Consider the following 20,438-nt stretch of genomic DNA (forward strand, 5'->3'; position numbering starts at 1 on the left):
ATCCTGCCTGGGCTAGCGGCGGTTTAAACTGGAACGCCGCTATGAAAACGAAAAGCCGTATCTGGCGAAGTAATCAACTCCGCTTCACGCGCCACGAAAAAGGCGATTCGGTCATCAATCGAATCGGCTGTTTGCTGTCGTGCAAGCAGTAGATAATCTTCAAAATGACGTCCTTCAGACTTCACTAATGTGCGGTAGAATCTGGCAAGCTCTTCATCCAGGTATGGAATTAAGCGCGCAAACCGCTCACAACTGCGAGCTTCTATCAGTGCACCAATAATCAACACATCTATCAAACGTTCAGGATCATTACTACGCATATGCTGGCGTAGCCCTTCAGCATACCGGGAAGCGGTCAGGTGCCGATAAGTAACACCCCTTTTTTCCATTAGCCCCACGACCTGTTCGAAGTGCAATAGCTCTTCACGGGCAAGCTGCGACATTTTACTTAGTAATAGCGACTGGCTGACGTAGCGATAGAGTAAGCTCATCGCCGTAGAGGCAGCTTTTTTTTCACACTGGGCATGATCAATCAGAAGGATGTCAGGGTTGGCTAACGCCCACTGCAGCCATTGATCTGGCGTTGGGCAAGCAAGAAACTGATGTAGACTCTCCGGCAACAGATCCTCCGCCTGGAGCGAATGACCCACCGGCTGTAATGCTGCTAATTGTATTGACATAACACCGTTACCAAACGCTTATTCCACCATTGTATAACATATAAACGCCTATAGCGTTTGCCCCCGTCAAATAGCGCAAACCGCATAAATTCATGCTGCGCCTCGTAACTCATATAGCACATTACTAATGTATAAGTATGGTTTCGCGGAGCACCACACTTCGCTTAAACACGACACGCTCACACAATGAGCACAAGGTATGGTAACGCGCTGTAGCAATAATCACACCCACGCTTACCATTAATCACGCTTCTTTTTGATAAAAAACTTTCCACTTTGTCGATTAATTACTAATAAAGCGCGCAGAGCAGGAAACCAACTATCAGCCCACCAGCACAAAGTACAATGCCAAAGTACAATGCGCACAACAGCTTGCTGTCTTAACATTGTCGACAGTTTGCCGTAGAATCCGAGCCATCCGCCAGACGCTGTTTGTCAAGCGTATGTCACGTGTCCGGGCACATACTCAAAACCGTGGGGTATGTGTTCGTCACCATTAAAAGATGAGAGGGCCCCAACGTGCTTGAAGCTTACCGCCAACATGTCGAGGAACGCGCTGCTGAGGGCGTCCCGCCCAAGCCCCTGAACGCCGAGCAAGTTGCTGCTTTAATTGAGCTGCTTAAAAATCCGCCGGCGGGTGAAGAGGAAGTCATCCTTGACCTGATTACCAACCGAGTACCGCCGGGCGTTGATGAAGCCGCTTATGTCAAAGCCGGCTTTTTGACCGCAATAGCCAAGGGCGAAGCCACCTCTCCCCTTATTGATAAAGTGCATGCCGTTAAGCTACTCGGCACCATGCAGGGCGGTTACAACATCGTCTCCATGGTCGAACTGCTGGACAATGAAGAGCTGGCCCGTGAAGCAGGTGAACAGCTTAAGCACACCCTGCTGATGTTTGACGCCTTCCATGATGTTGAAGAGCGCGCCAAAAACGGCAATGCCATCGCTAAAGACGTCATTCAGTCCTGGGCTGATGCAGAGTGGTTCCTTTCCAAGCCTGCGCTGGAAGAGAAAATCACCCTGACAGTTTTTAAAGTTCCCGGTGAAACCAACACTGATGATCTCTCCCCTGCCCCGGATGCCTGGTCACGCCCGGATATTCCGCTCCATGCTAACGCTATGCTTAAAAACGAGCGCGAAGGCATTGAACCGGAAGCGCCTGGTACCACTGGTCCACTGAAGCAGATCGAAGAGGTAAAAGCGAAAGGCTTCCCCGTCGCCTATGTAGGGGACGTCGTCGGCACTGGCTCCTCGCGTAAGTCTGCCACCAACTCAGTGCTTTGGTTCTTTGGCGACGATATTCCCTACGTGCCTAACAAGCGGGCGGGCGGTTTCTGTTTTGGCGGCAAAATTGCTCCGATCTTCTTCAACACCATGGAAGATTCTGGCGCACTGCCGGTTGAAATGGACGTTTCCAAGCTGGAAATGGGTGACGTTATTGATGTCTACCCCTATGCAGGCAAAGTGTGTAAACACGGCACCGACGACGTCTTGACCACGTTCGAGTTGAAAACTCAGTTAATCCTGGACGAAGTTCGTGCGGGTGGTCGTATTCCGCTAATCATTGGCCGCGGCCTGACCGGTAAAGCGCGTGACTCCCTGGGCCTGGCACCCTCTGACGTTTTCCGCCTGCCTGACCAGCCTAAAGATACCGGCAAAGGCTTCACACTTGCCCAGAAAATGGTTGGTAAGGCCTGCGGTATGGATGGCGTGCGCCCCGGCATGTACTGCGAGCCAAAAATGACCACTGTTGGCTCTCAGGACACTACCGGCCCCATGACGCGTGACGAGTTGAAAGACCTTGCGTGCCTTGGCTTCCAGGCCGATCTGGTCATGCAGTCCTTCTGCCACACAGCCGCCTATCCAAAGCCGGTAGATGTTGACACTCACCATACGCTACCTGACTTTATTATGAACCGCGGCGGTGTTTCCCTGCGCCCCGGCGATGGCATCATTCACAGCTGGCTTAACCGCATGCTGCTGCCTGATACCGTTGGCACCGGTGGTGATTCACACACCCGCTTCCCGCTGGGTATTTCATTCCCTGCTGGCTCAGGCCTGGTTGCCTTTGCCGCGGCCACCGGTGTGATGCCGCTGGATATGCCGGAATCAGTACTGGTGCGCTTTAAAGGCACGCGCCAACCTGGGGTAACACTGCGTGATCTGGTTCATGCCATCCCGCTATACGCTATCAAGCAGGGTCTGTTAACGGTAGAGAAATCAGGCAAGAAGAACGCCTTCTCTGGCCGGGTGCTCGAAATCGAAGGTCTGGAAGACCTGACGGTTGAGCAGGCATTTGAACTATCCGATGCTTCTGCTGAGCGTAGTGCTGCTGGCTGTACCATTACGCTGTCTGAAGAGAGCGTCACTGAGTACCTGAAGTCTAACATCACATTATTGAAATGGATGATCGCCAATGGCTACGGTGATGAGCGCACCATTAGCCGCCGTATCGAAGGCATGGAAGCATGGCTTGCCAACCCAAGCCTGATGCGTGCTGACAAGGATGCAGAGTACGCGGAGGTGATTGAAATCGATCTCAGTGAGATCAAAGAGCCGGTACTTTGCGCCCCGAATGACCCGGACGATGCACGTTTACTGTCTGACGTTGCCGGCGAAAAGATCGATGAAGTATTTATCGGCTCCTGCATGACCAACATCGGCCACTTCAGAGCGGCTGGCAAGCTGCTTGAAAAACAGCCCGCAGGCAGCCTGAAGACACGTTTATGGCTGGCTCCGCCGACCAAAATGGATCAGCACCAGTTGACCGAAGAGGGTTACTACGGCATTTATGGCCGTGCTGGTGCCCGCATGGAAATGCCGGGATGTTCACTGTGTATGGGTAACCAGGCACGTGTTGCTGCGAAAAGCACCGTTGTGTCTACGTCTACACGTAACTTCCCGAACCGCTTGGGCGACGGTGCCAATGTGTACCTGGCCTCAGCGGAATTGGCAGCGGTTGCCGCTGTAGAAGGCCGCCTGCCAAGCGTTGAAGAGTACCAGCGTTATATGAGCGAGTTTGACGCACTGGCGGGTGAGATCTATCGTTACATGAACTTCCATGAAATTGAGGAGTATCAAAAGATCGCCTCGAACGTCATTCCGGTTGCTCAGGAAGCGTAACGTACTTGTCGCAACCGCCCCATCGCCGATGCTCGCACCATCGCAGGAGGAGTGACATTTCCCTCTTTCTGAGTCGATGAACGAACGCCCCGCCTTGTTCATAGCCAGGCTGGGCGTTTTTTTATAGGTGAATATAAGGAGTGTGTCATGCCGACATCCAACCCCATTGTTACGCCAGACTTATGTGATGCTCATCCTGACGTGACGGTACTTGACCCAATGTTCGCTAACTTTGGTGGTATCGACAGTTTTTATGGCCCCATTCGCACCATAAAATGCTTCGAAGACAACTCAATGGTGAAACAGGCAGTCGCTGAAGCTGGCGACGGTGCTGTACTGGTCGTTGATGCCGGAGGCTCCCACCGCTGTGCCATGCTCGGCGACATGTTAGCGGAACAAGCGGCTAAAAACGGCTGGGCCGGCGTGGTGATGTTCGGCTGCGTCAGAGATGTTGATATTCTTGCCACCTTGCCCTTAGGTATACAGGCTCTTGGCAGCCACCCTCGACGCAGCGAAAAACATGGTGAGGGACAACGCGATATTGCGGTGACGTTCGCCGGAGCCACGTTACGCCCAGGTCAATGGCTCTATGCCGATAACAACGGCATTATCCTCGCGGATGCAGCACTCGACTTGTCCTAAATGCCCTCGTCTTGCCAGGTGTGGCGGATAGTGCCACCCTGGTAATTCACTCTGACACTTTTGTGACCATGCAGCCTTTAAACCAGTTGGGCTATGCTTTATTACGCACCCTCCGTGATCATCTACGCCCATTGATCACCTACCATCTGCTCTACACGCTGCTGGCCTCTGCACTGTTGGTGCCAGTTATCGCCTGGGCCTCGCGGGCCATGCTTGCCCAGTTGAATCGCACAGTGGTCACCAATGATGCACTTATAGCACTGTTATTTAGCCCCTTAGGCTTGGTAGCCATGTTGGTTGGTCTAGGTTTTACCTTTTTACTGATTTACTGGCAGCAAGCGGGCATGTTGATCGTCGCCGCAAGACCTAAAGAGAACCATTACCGGCTCGCCTTTGAGGCACTGTGGTTAAGCACGCGCCGTCTCCACGCACTTGCCGGCCTGGTCATCCTTCAGGTGGGAACACACCTGTTATTGCTGGCTCCTTTTATGGCGGGCCTGGCGTGGCTTTACCATATTTGGCTAAGCGGGCTGGACCCTTACTATTTGCAACGGGTTCGCCCTCCCGTTCTTTGGTATTTTCTTGCCTGTGCAGTGCCGTTGGTGCTTATCTGGGCAGGGCTCGCTGCATGGCTGTACTTACGCTGGCTCCTGGCACTGCCACTTGTCGCATTGGAGAGTAATACACCGTATCAGGCACTCAAGCGCAGCGTGGGATTAACGCGCGGCTGGCATCGCTCTATTGGCGTAGCGGTTCTAACGCTACTAGTCATCATTATCAGCCTGCCATTTATCACTACATGGTTGTTCGACCTGGTGGTCACACCACTGCTTTGGTGGTTACCCGAACACAACGCCGTGCTCATTCCCGCCATGTTTGCTTATTTAACCGGCTATGTATTAATCACTCTGACCATTACATTTCTGGGGATTGCGACCAACGCACTGCTTTCAGCCTGCCTCTATCTTCAACTTACCTATAAAAAAGAGCGCCCTTCACCGCGTGCTCATGCAGCCCATCCTGGTCGTTTGGCCTGGGCGGTGGAGCTAAGCGTGCTGTTTTTCGCTGCTCTCCAAGCGTGGTGGATTCTTAACAGTTTTGAAATACGCGACAACGTAGCTGTCATTGCTCACCGGGGCAGCTCTATGGTGGCCCCTGAAAATACCCTGGCCGCCGTGGAGCGGGCGCTCAGTGATCGCGCGGACTATGTCGAACTGGACGTACGCCTAAGCGCTGATAATCAAGTGCTGCTCTATCATGATCGCAGCCTGGCTCGGCTGACTGGAGATAGCCGGGAGTTTGGAGATTTAACCCGCGAAGAATTAAGTCGAATTGATGTTGGCAGTTGGTTTGGCGATGCTTTTCAAAACGAAACCATTGCTGGCCTGGATGATGCTCTGGCCATGGTGCGCGGACGCGCAGGCTTAATGATTGACATGAAACCACTGCCGGGTGAGGAGCAGGCGCTCGCACGCGCCGTGCTGAACACCTTAGAAGCGGAATCTGATATTCGCTATCGCTGCTGGGCAACCCAGGATAGCGCGCTTACTGGCATAACCACCTGCGGCTTCCCAAATACGCTGATGGAGATGCGTGTGGCCGCCATGTCCCCCGATATGGTGGCTTACTTAAAACAACAGGCCCCCGAACTGCGCGTAACGCTACTGGCACAACTTATTCTGCCCGGCACCCTGGATCGGCGTAGTTTTGACGCCCTGGGGCTTAGACATAATCGTATCAGCCGTCAGGAAGTGCATCTAGCCGCCTTGTATGGGTACGAAATACATGCCTGGACGGTTAATGACCGAGCGCGTATGTCAACGCTCATTGACCTGGGCGTGGACGCCATTATCACTGACTACCCCGACCGGCTTAGAGAACTAATAGAGGACCGCCGCGCACTAAGCGACGGCGGCCTTATGCTGGTGAAACTGCGCAACTGGCTGCGTCAATAAGTAACTCTTAGTCCCCCATCACGACGCCTTCACGGCGGGGGTCTGCACCACCAAACAGTGAGCCATCCTCCAGGCGCATAATCGCCTGGAGTCCGCTGGTTAACTCCCGTTCACTGACGACATGGCCCCGCTCGCGCAGTGACTCAATAGTCGTCTCAGGGAAACGCCCCTCCTCGACAAAGACATCGCCCCCCAGGGTAATGGCATGGGGCAGATTCAGCGCTTCCTGAGCGCTCAGGCCCCAGTCACGCATCGCTAGCAGTGTTCGGGCAGTATAATGAATAATAGCCGCACCGCCGGGGGAGCCGAGGGTTGCCACCAACTTACCGCTATCCTGGTCGAATACCAGCGTGGGACTCATGCTGGAGCGTGGACGTTTGCCGGGTTCTACGCGATTAGCCACCGGCTCACCGTCAATCTCAGGAACAAACGAGAAATCGGTTAACTCATTATTTAGCAAATAGCCGCCTGGCAACCCAGTACCGCCATCAGCCAGAATGCGTGAACCAAAGGCCTGCTCAATAGTGGTGGTCATGGCAATCGCATTACCATCGGCATCCACAATGCTGATATGGCTTGTACCATATTCAGGCTGTTCCGGCTGGCTGGCAAAGCTGACGGCAAAATCACCTGGGTTACCAGGCTCCGCATTCTCCCCCATGCTGTCCTGATTGATTAGTGCGCTCCGACGGGATAAATAGTCAGGGGCCAGCATCAGCGACCAATCATCACCCGGCGCTTCGACAAACGCCGGGTCTGCGATGTAACGACCACGGTCTGCAAAGGCCAAACGCGATGCCTCCAGGAACTGATGCAGCCAGCCGCTGCTGCTAACCCCATTATCAAGCGGTGCTTCAAGCAAGGGTTGCTGATCTAACATGCCCAGGATCTGCATAACGGTAATGTGCCCGGATGAAGGGGGTGGAAAACCGCAGACCTCCCATTGCTGCCAAGGCGTACACAATGGTTCCCGCTCAAGCGCTTCATAACCGCTCATATCCTCAATAGTTATTGCACCGGGGCGAACAGGGTGCTCACGCACCCGATTGACGAAATCCTCAGCGATATCACCGCCATGCAGTGCTGCACTGCCCTCACTGGCAATACGCTGTAGAATAGCCGCCAGCGCAGGGTTAGTCAGGGTCTCACCCACCTCTATTGGCTCGCCGTCGGCGCCGTAGTAGAAAGAGCCAGCCAGCGGGTCTTGCCGGAGAGCCTCATCGTTAGCCAGGCTTGTGTGCAAACGTTGGCTAACGGCAAAGCCCTCTTCCGCCAGAGTGATGGCTGGCTCGAAGAGCACCTCCCAGGGCAGTTGACCATGCTCAGCATGCGCTTTTTCCAACATCCTTACGGTACCAGGGACTCCTACCGAAAGTCCGCTTGCCACCGCATCCATAAAGGCAAGGGGCTCTCCCTCTTCAATAAACAGCTCTCCATTGGCGGCCGCAGGTGCTGTTTCACGACCATCATAAGCCTGCACATTAGCACCGTCATAGTGCATTAAAAACGCGCCACCACCGATACCACTTGACTGGGGCTCTACCAACGTCAGTACCATTTGCACTGCAATCGCGGCATCAATGGCATTACCACCCGCCTGCAATACCTGATACCCCGCATCGGTTGCCAGCGGATTTGCGGCCGCCACCGCAAATGTTGATGTTGCCCAGCCGGGCTTTTCTTCGTAACCGGAACCTACCTCTGGGGTAATAGAAGGTGCCTCATAGCTGAACCCCCAGCTATACATTGGCACCAATAACAAGCCTGTTAACGTTAACCTTGCCCTTAATGGCAACATGAGAGCACTCCCCCTAAAAAAATAGCCCACTGATCATTACACAACCAAGTGCATTAGCGGCTAGACACGTTACAAACAGAGTAGCCTATTAAACGCCTGCGCCCGGCACAATGGCCGGGCGCAAATTAACTAGCAAACTAATATTTATTAGGCAATTGTTTCGCCCGCTAGCATAAACCATGTCTCAAGTACCGCATCGGGATTCAGAGATACCGAATCAATACCCTGCTCCATCAACCACTTGGCCAAATCCGGATGATCTGAAGGCCCTTGCCCACAGATACCGACGTACTTACTCTGGTCTTTACATGCTTTGATTGCCATCGCGAGCAGCTTTTTGACCGCTGCATTCCGCTCATCAAACAAGTGCGCGACAATGCCTGAATCCCGATCCAGCCCCAGCGTCAGCTGCGTTAAATCGTTTGAGCCAATAGAGAACCCGTCAAAGTACTCCAGGAATTCATCTGCCAGGAGTGCATTGGCAGGCAATTCACACATCATGATGACTTTAAGCCCAGCGGGGTCTTCAGCGCCCCCCCGTTTCAGGCCGTTAGCCGCAAGCAACTCTACGACCTCACGAGCCTCATCCGTGGTGCGCACAAATGGCACCATGATCTCGACGTTATCAAAACCCATCTCCTCGCGCACACGCTTTAGCGCCCGACACTCCAGCTCAAAACAGGGACGGAACGCCTCAGAGATATAGCGGGAAGCGCCACGAAAACCGAGCATGGGATTCTCTTCACCGGGTTCATAAAGCTTACCGCCGATGAGGTTTTCATACTCGTTCGATTTGAAGTCGGAAAGGCGCACAATAACCCGCTGGGGATGAAAAGCGGCGGCCAGCGTCGAAATGCCTTCCACTAATTTGTCGACATAAAAACTGACAGGGTCATCATAACCAGCCGTGCGCAGGTCGATAACCTGCTGTAAATCCGCTGGCAATGTTGCATATTCGAGCAGTGCTTTCGGGTGGACACCGATCATACGGTTGATGATGAACTCAAGCCGGGCCAGACCGACCCCCGCATGGGGCAAACCCGCAAAACCAAAGGCACGGTCTGGGTTACCTACGTTCATCATGATCTTGAAGGGGATTTCCGGCATGGCATCAACACTGGATACCTTGCAGTCAAACGCTAACAGCCCTTCGTAGACGTGTCCGGTATCCCCTTCGGCACATGAAACCGTTACATCAGCGCCTTCCTTAAGTTGCGTCGTGGCATCACCACACCCCACCACGGCAGGAATACCCAACTCACGGGCAATAATAGCGGCATGACACGTACGACCACCACGGTTGGTGACAATAGCCGAGGCTCGCTTCATGATCGGCTCCCAGTCCGGGTCCGTCATATCGGTGACCAGCACATCACCTTCTTGTACCTTATCCATTTCATCCGGACTCATGACAATTTTCACTGCCCCCCGCCCAATGCGCTGGCCAATCGCCCGTCCGGTGATCAGCGTCCGCCCCTTCTCACGGAGGTGGAAGCGCTCTAGTTTACCGCCTTCCTGTTGGGACACTACGGTTTCGGGGCGCGCCTGAACGATGTAGAGCTTGCCATCATCACCATCAAGCGCCCATTCAATATCCATCGGTCGCTGGTAATGCTGCTCTATGGTCATCGCCTGACGCGCCAGATCCATAACCTGCTCATCATTAATACAGAACTGGCCACGCGCTTGCAGCGGAACATCCACAGTTTCCACTGACTTACCTGCACTCGCATCCTGGCCATAAATCATCTTGATCAATTTTGAGCCAAGCGTGCGGCGCAACACGGCCGGACGGCCTGCCGCCAGGGTAGGCTTGTGGACATAAAACTCATCTGGATTAACCGCCCCCTGGACGACGGTTTCGCCCAGCCCCCAGGAGGCAGTCACAAATACGGCATCGCGATAACCCGACTCCGTATCCAGTGTAAACATGACGCCAGAGGCACCGGTTTCTGAACGCACCATCTTTTGTACACCTGCTGACAGCGCGACGTTTTCGTGGGCATAGCCACGGTGTACACGGTACGAGATAGCACGATCGTTAAAGAGCGATGCGAACACTTCATGCACCGCATGCTTGATATTGTTAAAACCTTCGATATTCAGGAAGGTTTCCTGCTGTCCAGCAAAGGAGGCATCAGGTAAGTCTTCTGCGGTTGCCGAACTGCGTACCGCCACTTTCAAATTGGGGTGTTTGCTTTGCAACTGTTCGTAGGCAGAGCGCAATGCATCTTCAAACGCAGGAGGAAGAGGTGTATCAATGATCCACTGCCGAATCATGCTACCTGCCTCCGCCAGAGCCTTGACGTCATCTACATCCAGGCGTGCCAGGGTGGCGTTAATACGGTCGTTAAGACCTTCATGGGAGAGAAATTCACGATATGCATAAGCGGTGGTGGCAAAACCACCGGGTACCGTGACACCCACACCTGACAAGTTGGAGATCATTTCGCCAAGCGAGGCATTTTTACCACCCACGCGTTCGACATCTGCCATGCCCAACTGATCGAACCACAGAATGTACTCTTCCACGCAACCCCCTCGCTCTTAGACAGCTTTGCGACCCGACAGGCCGGGTCTCATTGACCGTGTCACCCTAGCATCGTGGCGGGGTATTCGCCATTGGTCTAATAGCGAAGGGAGTGGAGGATTTTTACAACAAAGGCGGAATAATGGTGTTTCCTGTAGTTACCGCACCCTGGGCAGAATGAAATGTTAGTCAACCGTTGTGCTCACCTTAAGCTCCACTCACAATAGATTTTTCCACTCATTGGCGGATTTGGTTATGAAGCGGACAGCTTTTTTTATCTCCGACGGCACCGGCATCACGGCTGAAAGTCTTGGGCGCAGCCTGTTGGCCCAGTTCAGCGATGTTGATATCAATATGTTGACCAAGCCCTATATCGACACACTGGAAAAAGCACACGCCTTGGTTGAGATTATTGATTCCACCGCCGCCCGTGATGGCCATCGCCCGATCATTATCGACACCATTGTCGATCAACAGATCCGCGATGTGATTCGTCAAGCGGCGGGCTTTAAAGTGGACATTTTTTCAACGTTTCTAGAGCCTCTGGAGCAGGAACTTGAGACGCACTCCTCCTATAGCGTGGGCAGAACCCACTCTATCGGCAGTGATGATGTCTATATGGATCGCATTCACTCCGTACATTTTGCACTGGATAACGATGATGGTGCGCGCACCCACCAGTATGATAAGGCCGATATTATTTTAGTGGGGGTATCGCGCTGTGGCAAAACCCCCACCTCACTCTATCTCGCTTTGCAGTTTGGCATTCGGGCAGCCAATTACCCGCTAACTGAAGATGACCTTGATGAAGATGGCAGTCTAAAACTGCCCAAAGCGCTGGCACCCCATCGCCATAAGCTATTCGGCTTGACCATTGACCCCCGTCGACTGGCAGCTATTCGCAACGAGCGCCGCCCAAACAGTCGCTACAGCTCGATGGATCAGTGCCTACAGGAAGTGGAGCAGGCAGAGTCGCTATACCGTTCAATGAACATTCCGTTTATTGATACAACACGCTTTTCAGTGGAAGAGATATCAACGCGAATGATTGCTGAAACAGGCTTAGCCAGGCGCTTTTCACCGCGCTAAGCCCCGTCAGCAAGCCAACCAGAAGAATTTACATGCCCTTGGGGGCAAAAATCCCAGGGGCATTCCTCCAGTAGCCTTTGTAATCCATGCCAAAACCAAACACATAGCGATCGGCCACTTCCAGGCTGCAATAATCAGCCTTCAAACCAGGCACCGCTTTTCTATCGTGCTGTTTATCAACCAGCACCGCAGTAGTAATACTGGCGGCCTGAGCCTCCTCACAATAAGCCAGAATAGCGGCCAGGGTAGCCCCTTCATCAAGGATGTCATCCACGATGACCACATGGCGACCAGCCATGGGGATCTCAGGGGAGACACGCCAGAACAGCTCACCGCCGCGCAGCTCGTTGCGGTAGCGTGTGGCATGCAGATAATCCACTTCGAGAGGAAAGCCAAGACGGGTCAGCAGGTGACCGGTGGTGATCAATCCGCCGTTCATCACGCAGTAAAAAACCGGTAGCTTATCGCCCAAATCCTTGGTGATCTCCTCCGCCATGCGATCCAGGGCACGCTCCACCTGTTCCTGGGAAATCAGGCAATCGGCGTTATCCATCAACTCGCGCATTGAGTCCAGTGACTCCAGCGACTCTTTATCCAGTTTGGACATTGTGCTACTCCAAAAACAGCATGAATATCTGGCATTAAAAAACAGGCGGATCAATTTGCCAGTGCTTCTAACCTGGCATGAGCACGGCGCCATCTACCCAGCGCGGAAAGTGCATCCACATCAGGCCTGGCGCGACCATATCTCAATCTGGCGGGGCGTTTGCTCTGTAAGCCCTGGCAAGCCTCAACCACCTCCAGTGCAGCAGCTCTGTCGTTACAGACCAGTAGCATGTTGCAACCTGCTGTTAAGGCCGCTTGTGCACGTGCTTTTGGTTCACCCGCTTCGTGGGCACCTGCCATGCTCAAGTCATCAGAAAAAATACAGCCTTTAAAACCCAGCGACTCCCTTAGCATACCCAGCCAACTGGGTGAAAAACCGGCGGGCCGTGCATCAAAGGCGCTGTAAATAACGTGGGCAGGCATCACGCCGTCCAACTGAGTAGCCAGCCTGGTAAAGGGCAACAGGTCATGCTGCTTAATAAGCTCAAGCGGACGCTCATCCACCGGTAGAGCTACGTGGGAGTCTGCTGCAACACCACCATGGCCTGGGAAGTGTTTACCAACAGCGGCCATGCCTGCCTCGTGTAAGCCCTGGATAAACATTTCCCCCAACAAAGCAACGTGTACAGGGTTACTGCTGAAACTACGGTCACCAATAACACTGGAAATGCCGCTTTCTACATCCAACACTGGAGCAAAACTGATATCGAGCCCACAGGCAGCCATTTCCATACCTAACAACCAACCGGCCTCTTTGGCCAGCGATAAGCCTGCCGTCTGATCGCTCACGAAGACTTCACCAATACGTGCCATCGGCGGGACGCGGGTTACACCTGCTTTGATACGCTGAACACGCCCGCCTTCCTGGTCGATAGCCAGCAGCAGATCACCGCGAACACGGCGGATGTCACTACACAGCTGGCGCGTTTGGTAAGCGTCCTCTACGTTACGTCCAAACAGGATGACACCGCCAACAGCGGGTTCCATCAGCAGATGCTTTTCTGCTTTCGTTAACAGCGGCCCTTCAAGGTCAAGCATGACCGGGCCTATGGGTTGAGTCATTATGATGGATCCAACAAAAGGGGCGACAATTCTAGTCGATCAACAGGGCGTGTCAAAATTCCCGGCAGGGGCAACATAGGCATCACCTCCATGCAGCCAAACCGGGGTACCGGGTAACGCAAACTGAAAAACCGTAAGCAAATCATGATTGCGCAAACGAATACAGCCGTGAGAAGCGGCCATACCCATAGGCTGATCAGGCGGGGTGCCATGTATGTATATATAGCGGCGCTGGGAATCAACGTTTCCACCGCGATTTTTACCTGTTTCCAAGCCACATAACCAAAGAATACGTGTCAATATCCAGTCACGAGTTGGATAGTCGGCGGCAAGGTCTGTTGAAAACACTTCACTAGTCCAGCGTCTGCCACGAAACACGGCATTTTCAGGCAGCCCATCACCTATGGCTGCTCGAATGTAGTGCCACCCCTGTGGCGTTTGGCCACTCCCTTCCTGCTGGCCTACCCCCGCCTCACCGGTAGACACCAGACACTCATGTATCAGTGAACGCCCCTGCCAGCAGAGCAATTGCTGCTTCTGTGTATCAATCTCAAGCCAGTTACCCTCTGACGGCGGTAGCTCAGCTAGCGTGGGCGTTCGCATAATGTCCTTCCTCCTGGAGGAGAGGCAGCGGTGCGTGCATGGCAGCGACGACTACGGGTCGCAAACGTCTTACCAAATCCTTAACTGTCACCTGCTCGTTGTAATCCTTGGCTGCAATATCACGCAAGGCATCAAGACCTGACAAGGTAAAGATCACAGTACCTAGCATAAAGTGTAGCCGCCAAAAGCGCTCGGCATCCGGCAAGTGGGGAGTTGCCTGACGAACCAGTTCGGTAAACCGGGTAAACACATCGCCGTACTGCTGCTGAATATAGCGCCGCAAGTGGCCTTGAGCCTGGCTGTACGCCAACCCCAGCAGACGCATAAACACTTTTAAGCTGTTGCGCTCAGCAGGAACCGCCAGCACGGTGGACGCCATGGTTTCCAATAGCACTTCAAGCGGGATCACTCCTCCTGCATAACGTGCCTCCAACTCATCAAGCGCCGTGTGAAAGCGCTGTGAGAAAGGGTCTAGATAGCGGGCAAACACTGCCTGGATCAGGGCTTTTTTAGAACCAAAGTGGTAATTCACTGCCGCTAAATTAACCCGCGCTTTGCTGGTGATATTGCGCAGCGAGGTTTCAGCAAACCCACGTTCTGCAAATAGCACCTCTGCGGTATCTAAAATACGCGTTACCGTATCCGACTGGGCCATAGCGCCCTCCAGGAAAACAAGTGTTTAAAACATGAGCAAAATACTATGCCATAACCCCATCAGTCTCAATCCTTTAATATGTGTTTGATAGAGAGCCGACAGTCTCTATTTTTAAGCAATTCAAACGCTCATACAGAATTTATTGCAAAATGAATAGCAGAACATCAACATTTGGACTAACCATGTACTGGACAGAGAAACATACTGTATACTTAAACACATACTGATTAACTGGCACGTGTAGCTACTGTCTTTTCTTTATTTTGGAGTTTGGTATGTCGCGTCCACTCACAGCACGTCAGCAGCACGTCTTTGACTTTATCGTTAAAACCATGGGTGAATTTGGCTACCCGCCCACCCGCGCTGAAATCGCCAAAGCGCTTGGTTTCCGCTCACCCAATGCCGCCGAAGAGCATTTACGGGCGCTGGAACGGAAAGGGGCCATTCGTATTATCCGCAATACCTCACGCGGCATTCGTCTGCCTAACCAGGATATTCAGGAGGTCAGCGAGGCATCTTCACTCCCCCTTTCCACCGCTACCGCTGTGGAAACACTCCCCAACGGCTTACCGGTGATTGGTGAAGTAGCAGCGGGAAGCCCTATTCTGGCAGCCGAACATATTGATCGTTACTGCCCACTGCCAGCGGAATACTTCACCCCCAAAGCAGACTACCTGCTCAGAGTGCGCGGGCTTTCCATGAAAGACGTGGGCATTTTGGAAGGCGACCTGCTCGCTGTACACCGCACAGACCGAGTGCGTGATGGCCAGATCGTGGTTGCCCGACTGGAAGATGAAGTCACTGTCAAACGCTTTAAGCGCCAGGGGCATCAAGTGACGCTACTGGCCGAAAACGCAGATTTTGCCCCCATCGAGATTGATCTGCGCACTCAGCAGTTGGACATCGAAGGGGTAGGCGTTGGGGTTATTCGCGGTGGCAATGGGCAGGCATTAAGCTAACATGCCTTGCTCCCCCTCTATTGGGAATCGATATAGCGGTGGTCATTGAACGTGGCCACCCAATTAGGGTGATACACCAGCAGGATACTTAATAGCATACCGGTAATAAACGCCTCAGATGGCATCAATAACGGAAGGAAGCGGGCATATTCCTGGGCCAAATAGATCGCTTCAGGGTCAGTGCCCGCCGTGACGATTAATAGAACTGCCGTTAACCCGCCTCCCAATGTCGCTAACGCAGCACCAAAAAAGCCACAGACGAACAAAAACACCATCAGGTTATCCGGCAGACGCCGATCCACCACCCGCCATACGATGCCAATAACCACTGCAGGCACAATACCTGTGACAACGATATTGGCACCTAGCAAAGCCCAATTATTACGTCCAATAAGCACCATGGCGACATTGATCATGACATTGCTCATCAGCGCCAGAGGTGCTTTAAATACCAGTGCCATTAATACGGTAAACACAAGATGCAAGGTCAGCCAATCCACTGCCTGGGCACGTAACTGCCACATCAACACAACAGCCAGTGTCGCGGCCAACCAGCGATGCTGAAGCGCCACATCATTAACAAGCATTTGCCAGGGGCGTAGCCATATCACCCACACAATCACGCCTAGTGATACCAGCCAGGTAAGCACCAGCGCCCAAGGTGCAAGAACACTTTGCGCAAATGACATGGCAGCCCCCTGAGGGTTCTAGAAATGGTTAACTGAATACAACGGTCTTGTTGCCGTGGACCAGGACACGGTCTTCAAGATGCCAGCGCAAGCCCCTTGCCAGCACTGCTTTTTCAACATCGCGACCGAATCGCACCAGGTCAGTAGGCGTATGGCAATGGCTCACACGATGGATATCCTGCTCAATAATAGGCCCGGCATCCAGCTCTTCAGTCACGTAATGACAGGTTGCACCGATTAACTTCACCCCACGCTCGTATGCCTGATGGTATGGTTTGGCGCCAGCGAAGGAAGGCAAAAAGCTGTGGTGTATATTAATAACACGTCCCGCATAACGCTCGCATAAGGCAGGTGGCAATATCTGCATATAACGAGCCAGTACAATGCAGTCAGCACGGGCGCTATCAATCTGCGCCTGAACTTTTTCGAAGGAGACCTGCTTATTGTCTGGATCGACCGGTACGTGGTGATAAGGGATACCATACCATTCAGCAAGTGAACGCATATCCTCATGATTGGAAATGACCCCCACGATATCGCAGTCAAGTTCACCTGCCTGCCAGCGATACAGTAAATCCACCAGACAATGGGATTCCCGTGACACCATCAACACCACGCGGCGTCTCTTTTGGGTATCCATGAGCGACCATTGCATTTGAAATTCTTCTGCAACAGGTTCAAAAGCCGCCCGCAATGCTTCAGCAGACATTCCCAGGGAGTCCGCTAAAATTTCGTAACGCATAAAAAACCGGCCCGTCTCCAGGTCGGAATGCTGGCTGGCTTCGGTGATCGAACCGCCCTGCTGAGCAATAAAACTGGACACACGCGCCACGATACCCACTTGATCCGGGCAGGAAACAACTAAACGATAGTAATGCGACATGGTAGACACTCTTAACCTATTTCAATGGCACGCTTGTTCCCCCCCTTGCCAGTGCAGGGGGTAACGCAACAGACCCGCTAGTGTACCGGAAGGCGTACGGGTAATCATCGGGGATGAGTTGCCCCGGTGATTGTTAGCCGCCCCCGCCTTCCCGTATAGTTAAGGCCTTACTTTTTAGGCTTTTCATGACTAATGCATCCAACACGCGTTCAACTTCGTCCCCGTCGTCGCCCACCACTGCGTCTGCTTCCGCTGGGTGGATGCGGTGAAATTGGAATGAATCTAACGCTGTATGGATACGACGATCAATGGGTCGCCGTCGATTGTGGCATGATGATTCGCCAGGACTTACCCAATGCACCGTTACAGGTGCCCAATACGGGTACCCTCGAAACGCTAGGTATCAAACCTCAAGCGCTCTTCATTACCCATGGACATGAGGATCATATTGGCGCTGTGGCCTGGCTGTGGCCCAAATGGAACTGCCCCATTTACGCCACGCCACTTGCCGCCGCTTTGCTCCGTCTGAAATTTGCTGAGCATCAGCTTAGCGGCTCGGCCATTCACACTATCGAGCCGGGCGATGCTATGCAGCATGGCCCTTTCACACTGCGCTACTTATTGCTTACCCACTCTATCCCCGAAAGCTGTGCCATTATGATGATGGCGGGAGACTACCGGGTACTGCATAGCGGCGACTGGAAACTGGACCCAGAGCCACTGATTGGCACCCCAGTGAATGCTACACAGTTCCGTGCGTTAGCACCGGTTGACTTACTGGTGGGCGACTCTACCAACGCCCCTATGCCGGGTCACTCAGGAAGCGAAGGGGATGTGGCAAGAGCACTGGTCAGAACATTGGAAGCCTGCTCGGGCCGTGTTGTGGTTTCCTGCTTTGCCAGCAATCTGGCACGGGTACTCGCGATTGGTTTGGCAGCGCAACGGTGTGGCCGCCGGGTCAGTTTAATGGGCCGCTCAATGGAGAGAATGGTAAGCGTGGCAAAAGGGCTGGGCTACCTGGACGATTTTCCCCCGTTGGTGCCCCCTCATGACCTGGGCTATCTGCCGCCTCAAGAAGTGGTTGTGATTGCCACCGGAAGCCAGGGAGAGCCTCGTGCCGCCTTGCAGCGCCTGGCCCAGGGGAGACACCCCTTTATAGACCTGGAACCAGGCGACAGCGTGATTTTTTCTGCCAAAGCGATCCCCGGCAATGAACGCCCTATCGAGCAGCTCAAAAAGCGCCTCTCTCAACTTGGCGTTACCCTCTTCGATGAAACCAATCATCCTGAGCTACACGCCACTGGCCACCCTGCCCAAGAGGAGCTTAAAAAACTCTATCAGTGGGTACGACCGAAATCCTTATTACCGGTCCATGGCGAATCACGCCATCAGGAGGCGCATCGAGAGATTGCCTCATCGCTGGGCATCCAGGCCCCTCTGGCACCGGTAAATGGCGATATGGTGGTATTAGACCAGGATGGATTGCGCTGCGAAATGCGCTACCCTCAGCCTCCCTGCATTGTGGATCAAAACAGTGTTGTCCCCCACCCTGGGCTGGATACACCTTCGTCCAACGGACGTCGTGGCAGCCTTTTTCTGGCGCTACCCGTCACTGCCAGTGACACTGGCTGGTGGCGTATTGGACGCCTAATGCTTGACTCTAACGGAGCCAGCCCTCTGGATGAGGAGAATTTTAGTGAGTGGCTTGATGAACAACTCGCGGAAATTGCGGCGGATACCCTGGCAGACTTACGACAGGCGCTTCAACCCCGACTTATTCATTGGCTGGCAGAACATTGCCAGCATATGCCCGATGTACATTTGCAGATAATGGCGGCTGAAATGCCTTCTGCGGAGGAACTGAACAGTCGTAGTTTCTAGTGGGAAGGGCCATCGACCAGCGATTCCCAGCGAGCAGCATCCTGTTGATCAGGATGCCGTTCCTTGACCCAGTAGGCCCCCTGGTGTGAATGCTCTTTTTTCCAAAAGGGAGCCTGTGTTTTTAAATAATCCATAATAAAGTCACAAGCGTTAAAGGCATCCCGGCGATGGGCACTTGCCACCAGCACGCGAACGATAGGGTCTCCCGGCCCTAGATAGCCCACACGGTGGATAATCCGTACCGCTTGCAGCGACCAGCGTTGCCATGCCTGCTCGCCAATTTGCATCAGTGTGCGCTCAGTCATTCCCGGGTAGTGTTCCAGCGTCAACCCGATTACTTCAGGTGTTTCATTAAAGTCCCGGACTAGCCCTGTAAAGCTTACTACCGCCCCGACATCCGTACGCTGGTGAAGAGTATTTTCATAACCATCATCCATCGCAAAGGCTTCAGACTGCACTTTTACGCAGATATTCGCTGTCATATCGCCGATCACCCCCCTGTGACAGGTGGAAAGAAAGCCACTTCGTCTTCATCGGTGACACGTGAGGTATCGTTTGCCATGACCTGATTAATGGCACACAACGTGCGTTGGTCTGAAAGCACCCCAAAGCGTGTATCGAGCTGAGCCAGTGCCGCTTTGAGCCCGGCCACATCTCTACTTGGCAGCTGATCAAGATTAATGGCAACATCACTCTGTCCTACCCGTTCGCGCAGCTCGGCCAAAAACTTTACGCGGACACAGGGAGAGACGCATCGCACCCCAAGACTGACCTCTCCTGCTGAGCCTTCCCCTGTCACGATAGGTGCAGGTTCGCGCTGGTAGTCACCCCGCACCCCACCACGTTTGCTTTCAAGCTGCACGGCCTCAATACGCATCTCCTTATCAACGGCCTTGCACATATCGTACAGCGTCAAACAAGCGACCGAGACGGCGGTCAGTGCTTCCATTTCAACACCTGTGCGCCCGTTCAGTTTACATAGCGCGGACACTTTAATGCAGCCCTCAACATGGTCCACTTCAAAGTCGATGGCAACTTTTGACAGCGCCAGCGCATGACACAACGGAATCAGCTCATGAGTACGCTTGGCAGCCTGTATTCCGGCAATGCGTGCCGTCGCCAATACATCCCCTTTGGGCAGTGCCCCATCACTCAATAATTGCAGCGTTTCTGGCTGCATCATAATGCGTCCAGAGGCGACTGCTTCACGGCGCGTTTCACGCTTATCTCCGACATCCACCATGTTGGCTTCGCCGTGGGTATTGAGGTGAGTCAGCTGCATA

At 53.4% G+C, this 20,438-nt stretch carries 17 protein-coding genes; 6 read left to right on the top strand and 11 right to left on the bottom strand.

The features are described from left to right. Positions 1-23: 23 nt before the first annotated feature. On the bottom strand, positions 24-680 hold the full coding sequence (locus HP566_RS09165) for a tRNA-(ms[2]io[6]A)-hydroxylase (protein ID WP_249976955.1): 657 nt from the start codon (positions 678-680) through the stop codon (positions 24-26). A gap of 519 nt (positions 681-1,199) precedes the next feature. Here HP566_RS09165 and acnB point away from each other — a divergent pair. From acnB to HP566_RS09180, 3 genes are all read left to right on the top strand, one after another. Continuing rightward, positions 1,200-3,803 (top strand): bifunctional aconitate hydratase 2/2-methylisocitrate dehydratase, encoded by a 2,604-nt coding sequence (gene acnB, locus HP566_RS09170; RefSeq protein WP_249976956.1) that lies wholly within the window; start codon positions 1,200-1,202, stop codon positions 3,801-3,803. Between the two features lie 147 nt (positions 3,804-3,950). Next, the gene (gene rraA / locus HP566_RS09175) at positions 3,951-4,445 is read left to right on the top strand and encodes a ribonuclease E activity regulator RraA (RefSeq protein ID WP_249976957.1); all 495 of its coding nucleotides are present in this window, start codon (positions 3,951-3,953) and stop codon (positions 4,443-4,445) included. Between the two features lie 68 nt (positions 4,446-4,513). Then, positions 4,514-6,400, top strand: coding sequence for a glycerophosphodiester phosphodiesterase family protein (locus HP566_RS09180; RefSeq protein ID WP_249976958.1), 1,887 nt, complete (start codon positions 4,514-4,516; stop codon positions 6,398-6,400). 7 nt (positions 6,401-6,407) lie between these two features. On the opposite strand, the gene ggt is transcribed toward HP566_RS09180, so the two are convergent. Both ggt and ppsA read right to left on the bottom strand, forming a co-directional pair. Then, positions 6,408-8,198 carry a gamma-glutamyltransferase gene (gene ggt / locus HP566_RS09185; protein ID WP_249976959.1) on the bottom strand — a complete coding sequence of 597 codons (1,791 nt, stop codon included), beginning with the start codon at positions 8,196-8,198 and terminating at the stop codon, positions 6,408-6,410. Positions 8,199-8,345: 147 nt separating this feature from the next. After that, on the bottom strand, positions 8,346-10,730 hold the full coding sequence (ppsA, locus tag HP566_RS09190; protein ID WP_249976960.1) for a phosphoenolpyruvate synthase: 2,385 nt from the start codon (positions 10,728-10,730) through the stop codon (positions 8,346-8,348). 253 nt (positions 10,731-10,983) lie between these two features. Here ppsA and ppsR point away from each other — a divergent pair, with 253 nt between their 5' ends. Continuing rightward, positions 10,984-11,817, top strand: coding sequence for a posphoenolpyruvate synthetase regulatory kinase/phosphorylase PpsR (gene ppsR, locus HP566_RS09195; RefSeq protein WP_249976961.1), 834 nt, complete (start codon positions 10,984-10,986; stop codon positions 11,815-11,817). Positions 11,818-11,845: 28 nt separating this feature from the next. Here ppsR and HP566_RS09200 read toward each other — a convergent pair whose 3' ends face one another. Genes HP566_RS09200 through HP566_RS09215 form a run of 4 tightly spaced genes read right to left on the bottom strand, consistent with a single transcriptional unit; the run spans position 11,846 to position 14,743 of the window. Beyond that, positions 11,846-12,424: a hypoxanthine-guanine phosphoribosyltransferase gene (locus tag HP566_RS09200; RefSeq protein ID WP_249976962.1), complete on the bottom strand. Its 579-nt coding sequence runs from the start codon at positions 12,422-12,424 to the stop codon at positions 11,846-11,848. 50 nt (positions 12,425-12,474) lie between these two features. Next, the gene (gene nagZ, locus HP566_RS09205; protein ID WP_249976963.1) at positions 12,475-13,485 is read right to left on the bottom strand and encodes a beta-N-acetylhexosaminidase; all 1,011 of its coding nucleotides are present in this window, start codon (positions 13,483-13,485) and stop codon (positions 12,475-12,477) included. Positions 13,486-13,524: 39 nt separating this feature from the next. Continuing rightward, positions 13,525-14,088, bottom strand: coding sequence for a L,D-transpeptidase (locus tag HP566_RS09210; RefSeq protein ID WP_249976964.1), 564 nt, complete (start codon positions 14,086-14,088; stop codon positions 13,525-13,527). Beyond that, on the bottom strand, positions 14,066-14,743 hold the full coding sequence (locus tag HP566_RS09215) for a TetR/AcrR family transcriptional regulator (RefSeq protein WP_249976965.1): 678 nt from the start codon (positions 14,741-14,743) through the stop codon (positions 14,066-14,068). Before HP566_RS09215 ends, HP566_RS09210 begins: the two co-directional genes overlap by 23 nt. 275 nt (positions 14,744-15,018) lie before the next feature. Between HP566_RS09215 and lexA the strand changes: the two genes are divergently transcribed. Beyond that, on the top strand, positions 15,019-15,702 hold the full coding sequence (gene lexA / locus HP566_RS09220) for a transcriptional repressor LexA (protein ID WP_249976966.1): 684 nt from the start codon (positions 15,019-15,021) through the stop codon (positions 15,700-15,702). A 17-nt stretch (positions 15,703-15,719) separates the two neighbouring features. Here lexA and HP566_RS09225 read toward each other — a convergent pair whose 3' ends face one another. After that, the gene (locus tag HP566_RS09225) at positions 15,720-16,391 is read right to left on the bottom strand and encodes an energy-coupling factor ABC transporter permease (protein WP_249976967.1); all 672 of its coding nucleotides are present in this window, start codon (positions 16,389-16,391) and stop codon (positions 15,720-15,722) included. 28 nt (positions 16,392-16,419) lie between these two features. Further along, on the bottom strand, positions 16,420-17,274 hold the full coding sequence (gene purU, locus HP566_RS09230; protein WP_249976968.1) for a formyltetrahydrofolate deformylase: 855 nt from the start codon (positions 17,272-17,274) through the stop codon (positions 16,420-16,422). A gap of 276 nt (positions 17,275-17,550) precedes the next feature. Here purU and HP566_RS09235 point away from each other — a divergent pair, with 276 nt between their 5' ends. After that, on the top strand, positions 17,551-19,155 hold the full coding sequence (locus HP566_RS09235) for a ribonuclease J (protein WP_249976986.1): 1,605 nt from the start codon (positions 17,551-17,553) through the stop codon (positions 19,153-19,155). Here HP566_RS09235 and moaE read toward each other — a convergent pair. Together moaE and moaC are read right to left on the bottom strand one after the other, a co-directional pair. Further along, entirely contained in the window at positions 19,152-19,637 is a 486-nt protein-coding gene (gene moaE / locus HP566_RS09240; protein ID WP_249976969.1) for a molybdopterin synthase catalytic subunit MoaE, read from the bottom strand. The genes HP566_RS09235 and moaE overlap by 4 nt on opposite strands. Positions 19,638-19,645: 8 nt before the next feature. After that, positions 19,646-20,437 (bottom strand): cyclic pyranopterin monophosphate synthase MoaC, encoded by a 792-nt coding sequence (gene moaC / locus HP566_RS09245; protein WP_249976970.1) that lies wholly within the window; start codon positions 20,435-20,437, stop codon positions 19,646-19,648. Position 20,438 lies beyond the last annotated feature (1 nt).

The sequence above is a fragment of the Vreelandella olivaria genome (assembly GCF_023507745.1).
GTDB lineage: Bacteria > Pseudomonadota > Gammaproteobacteria > Pseudomonadales > Halomonadaceae > Vreelandella > Vreelandella olivaria_A.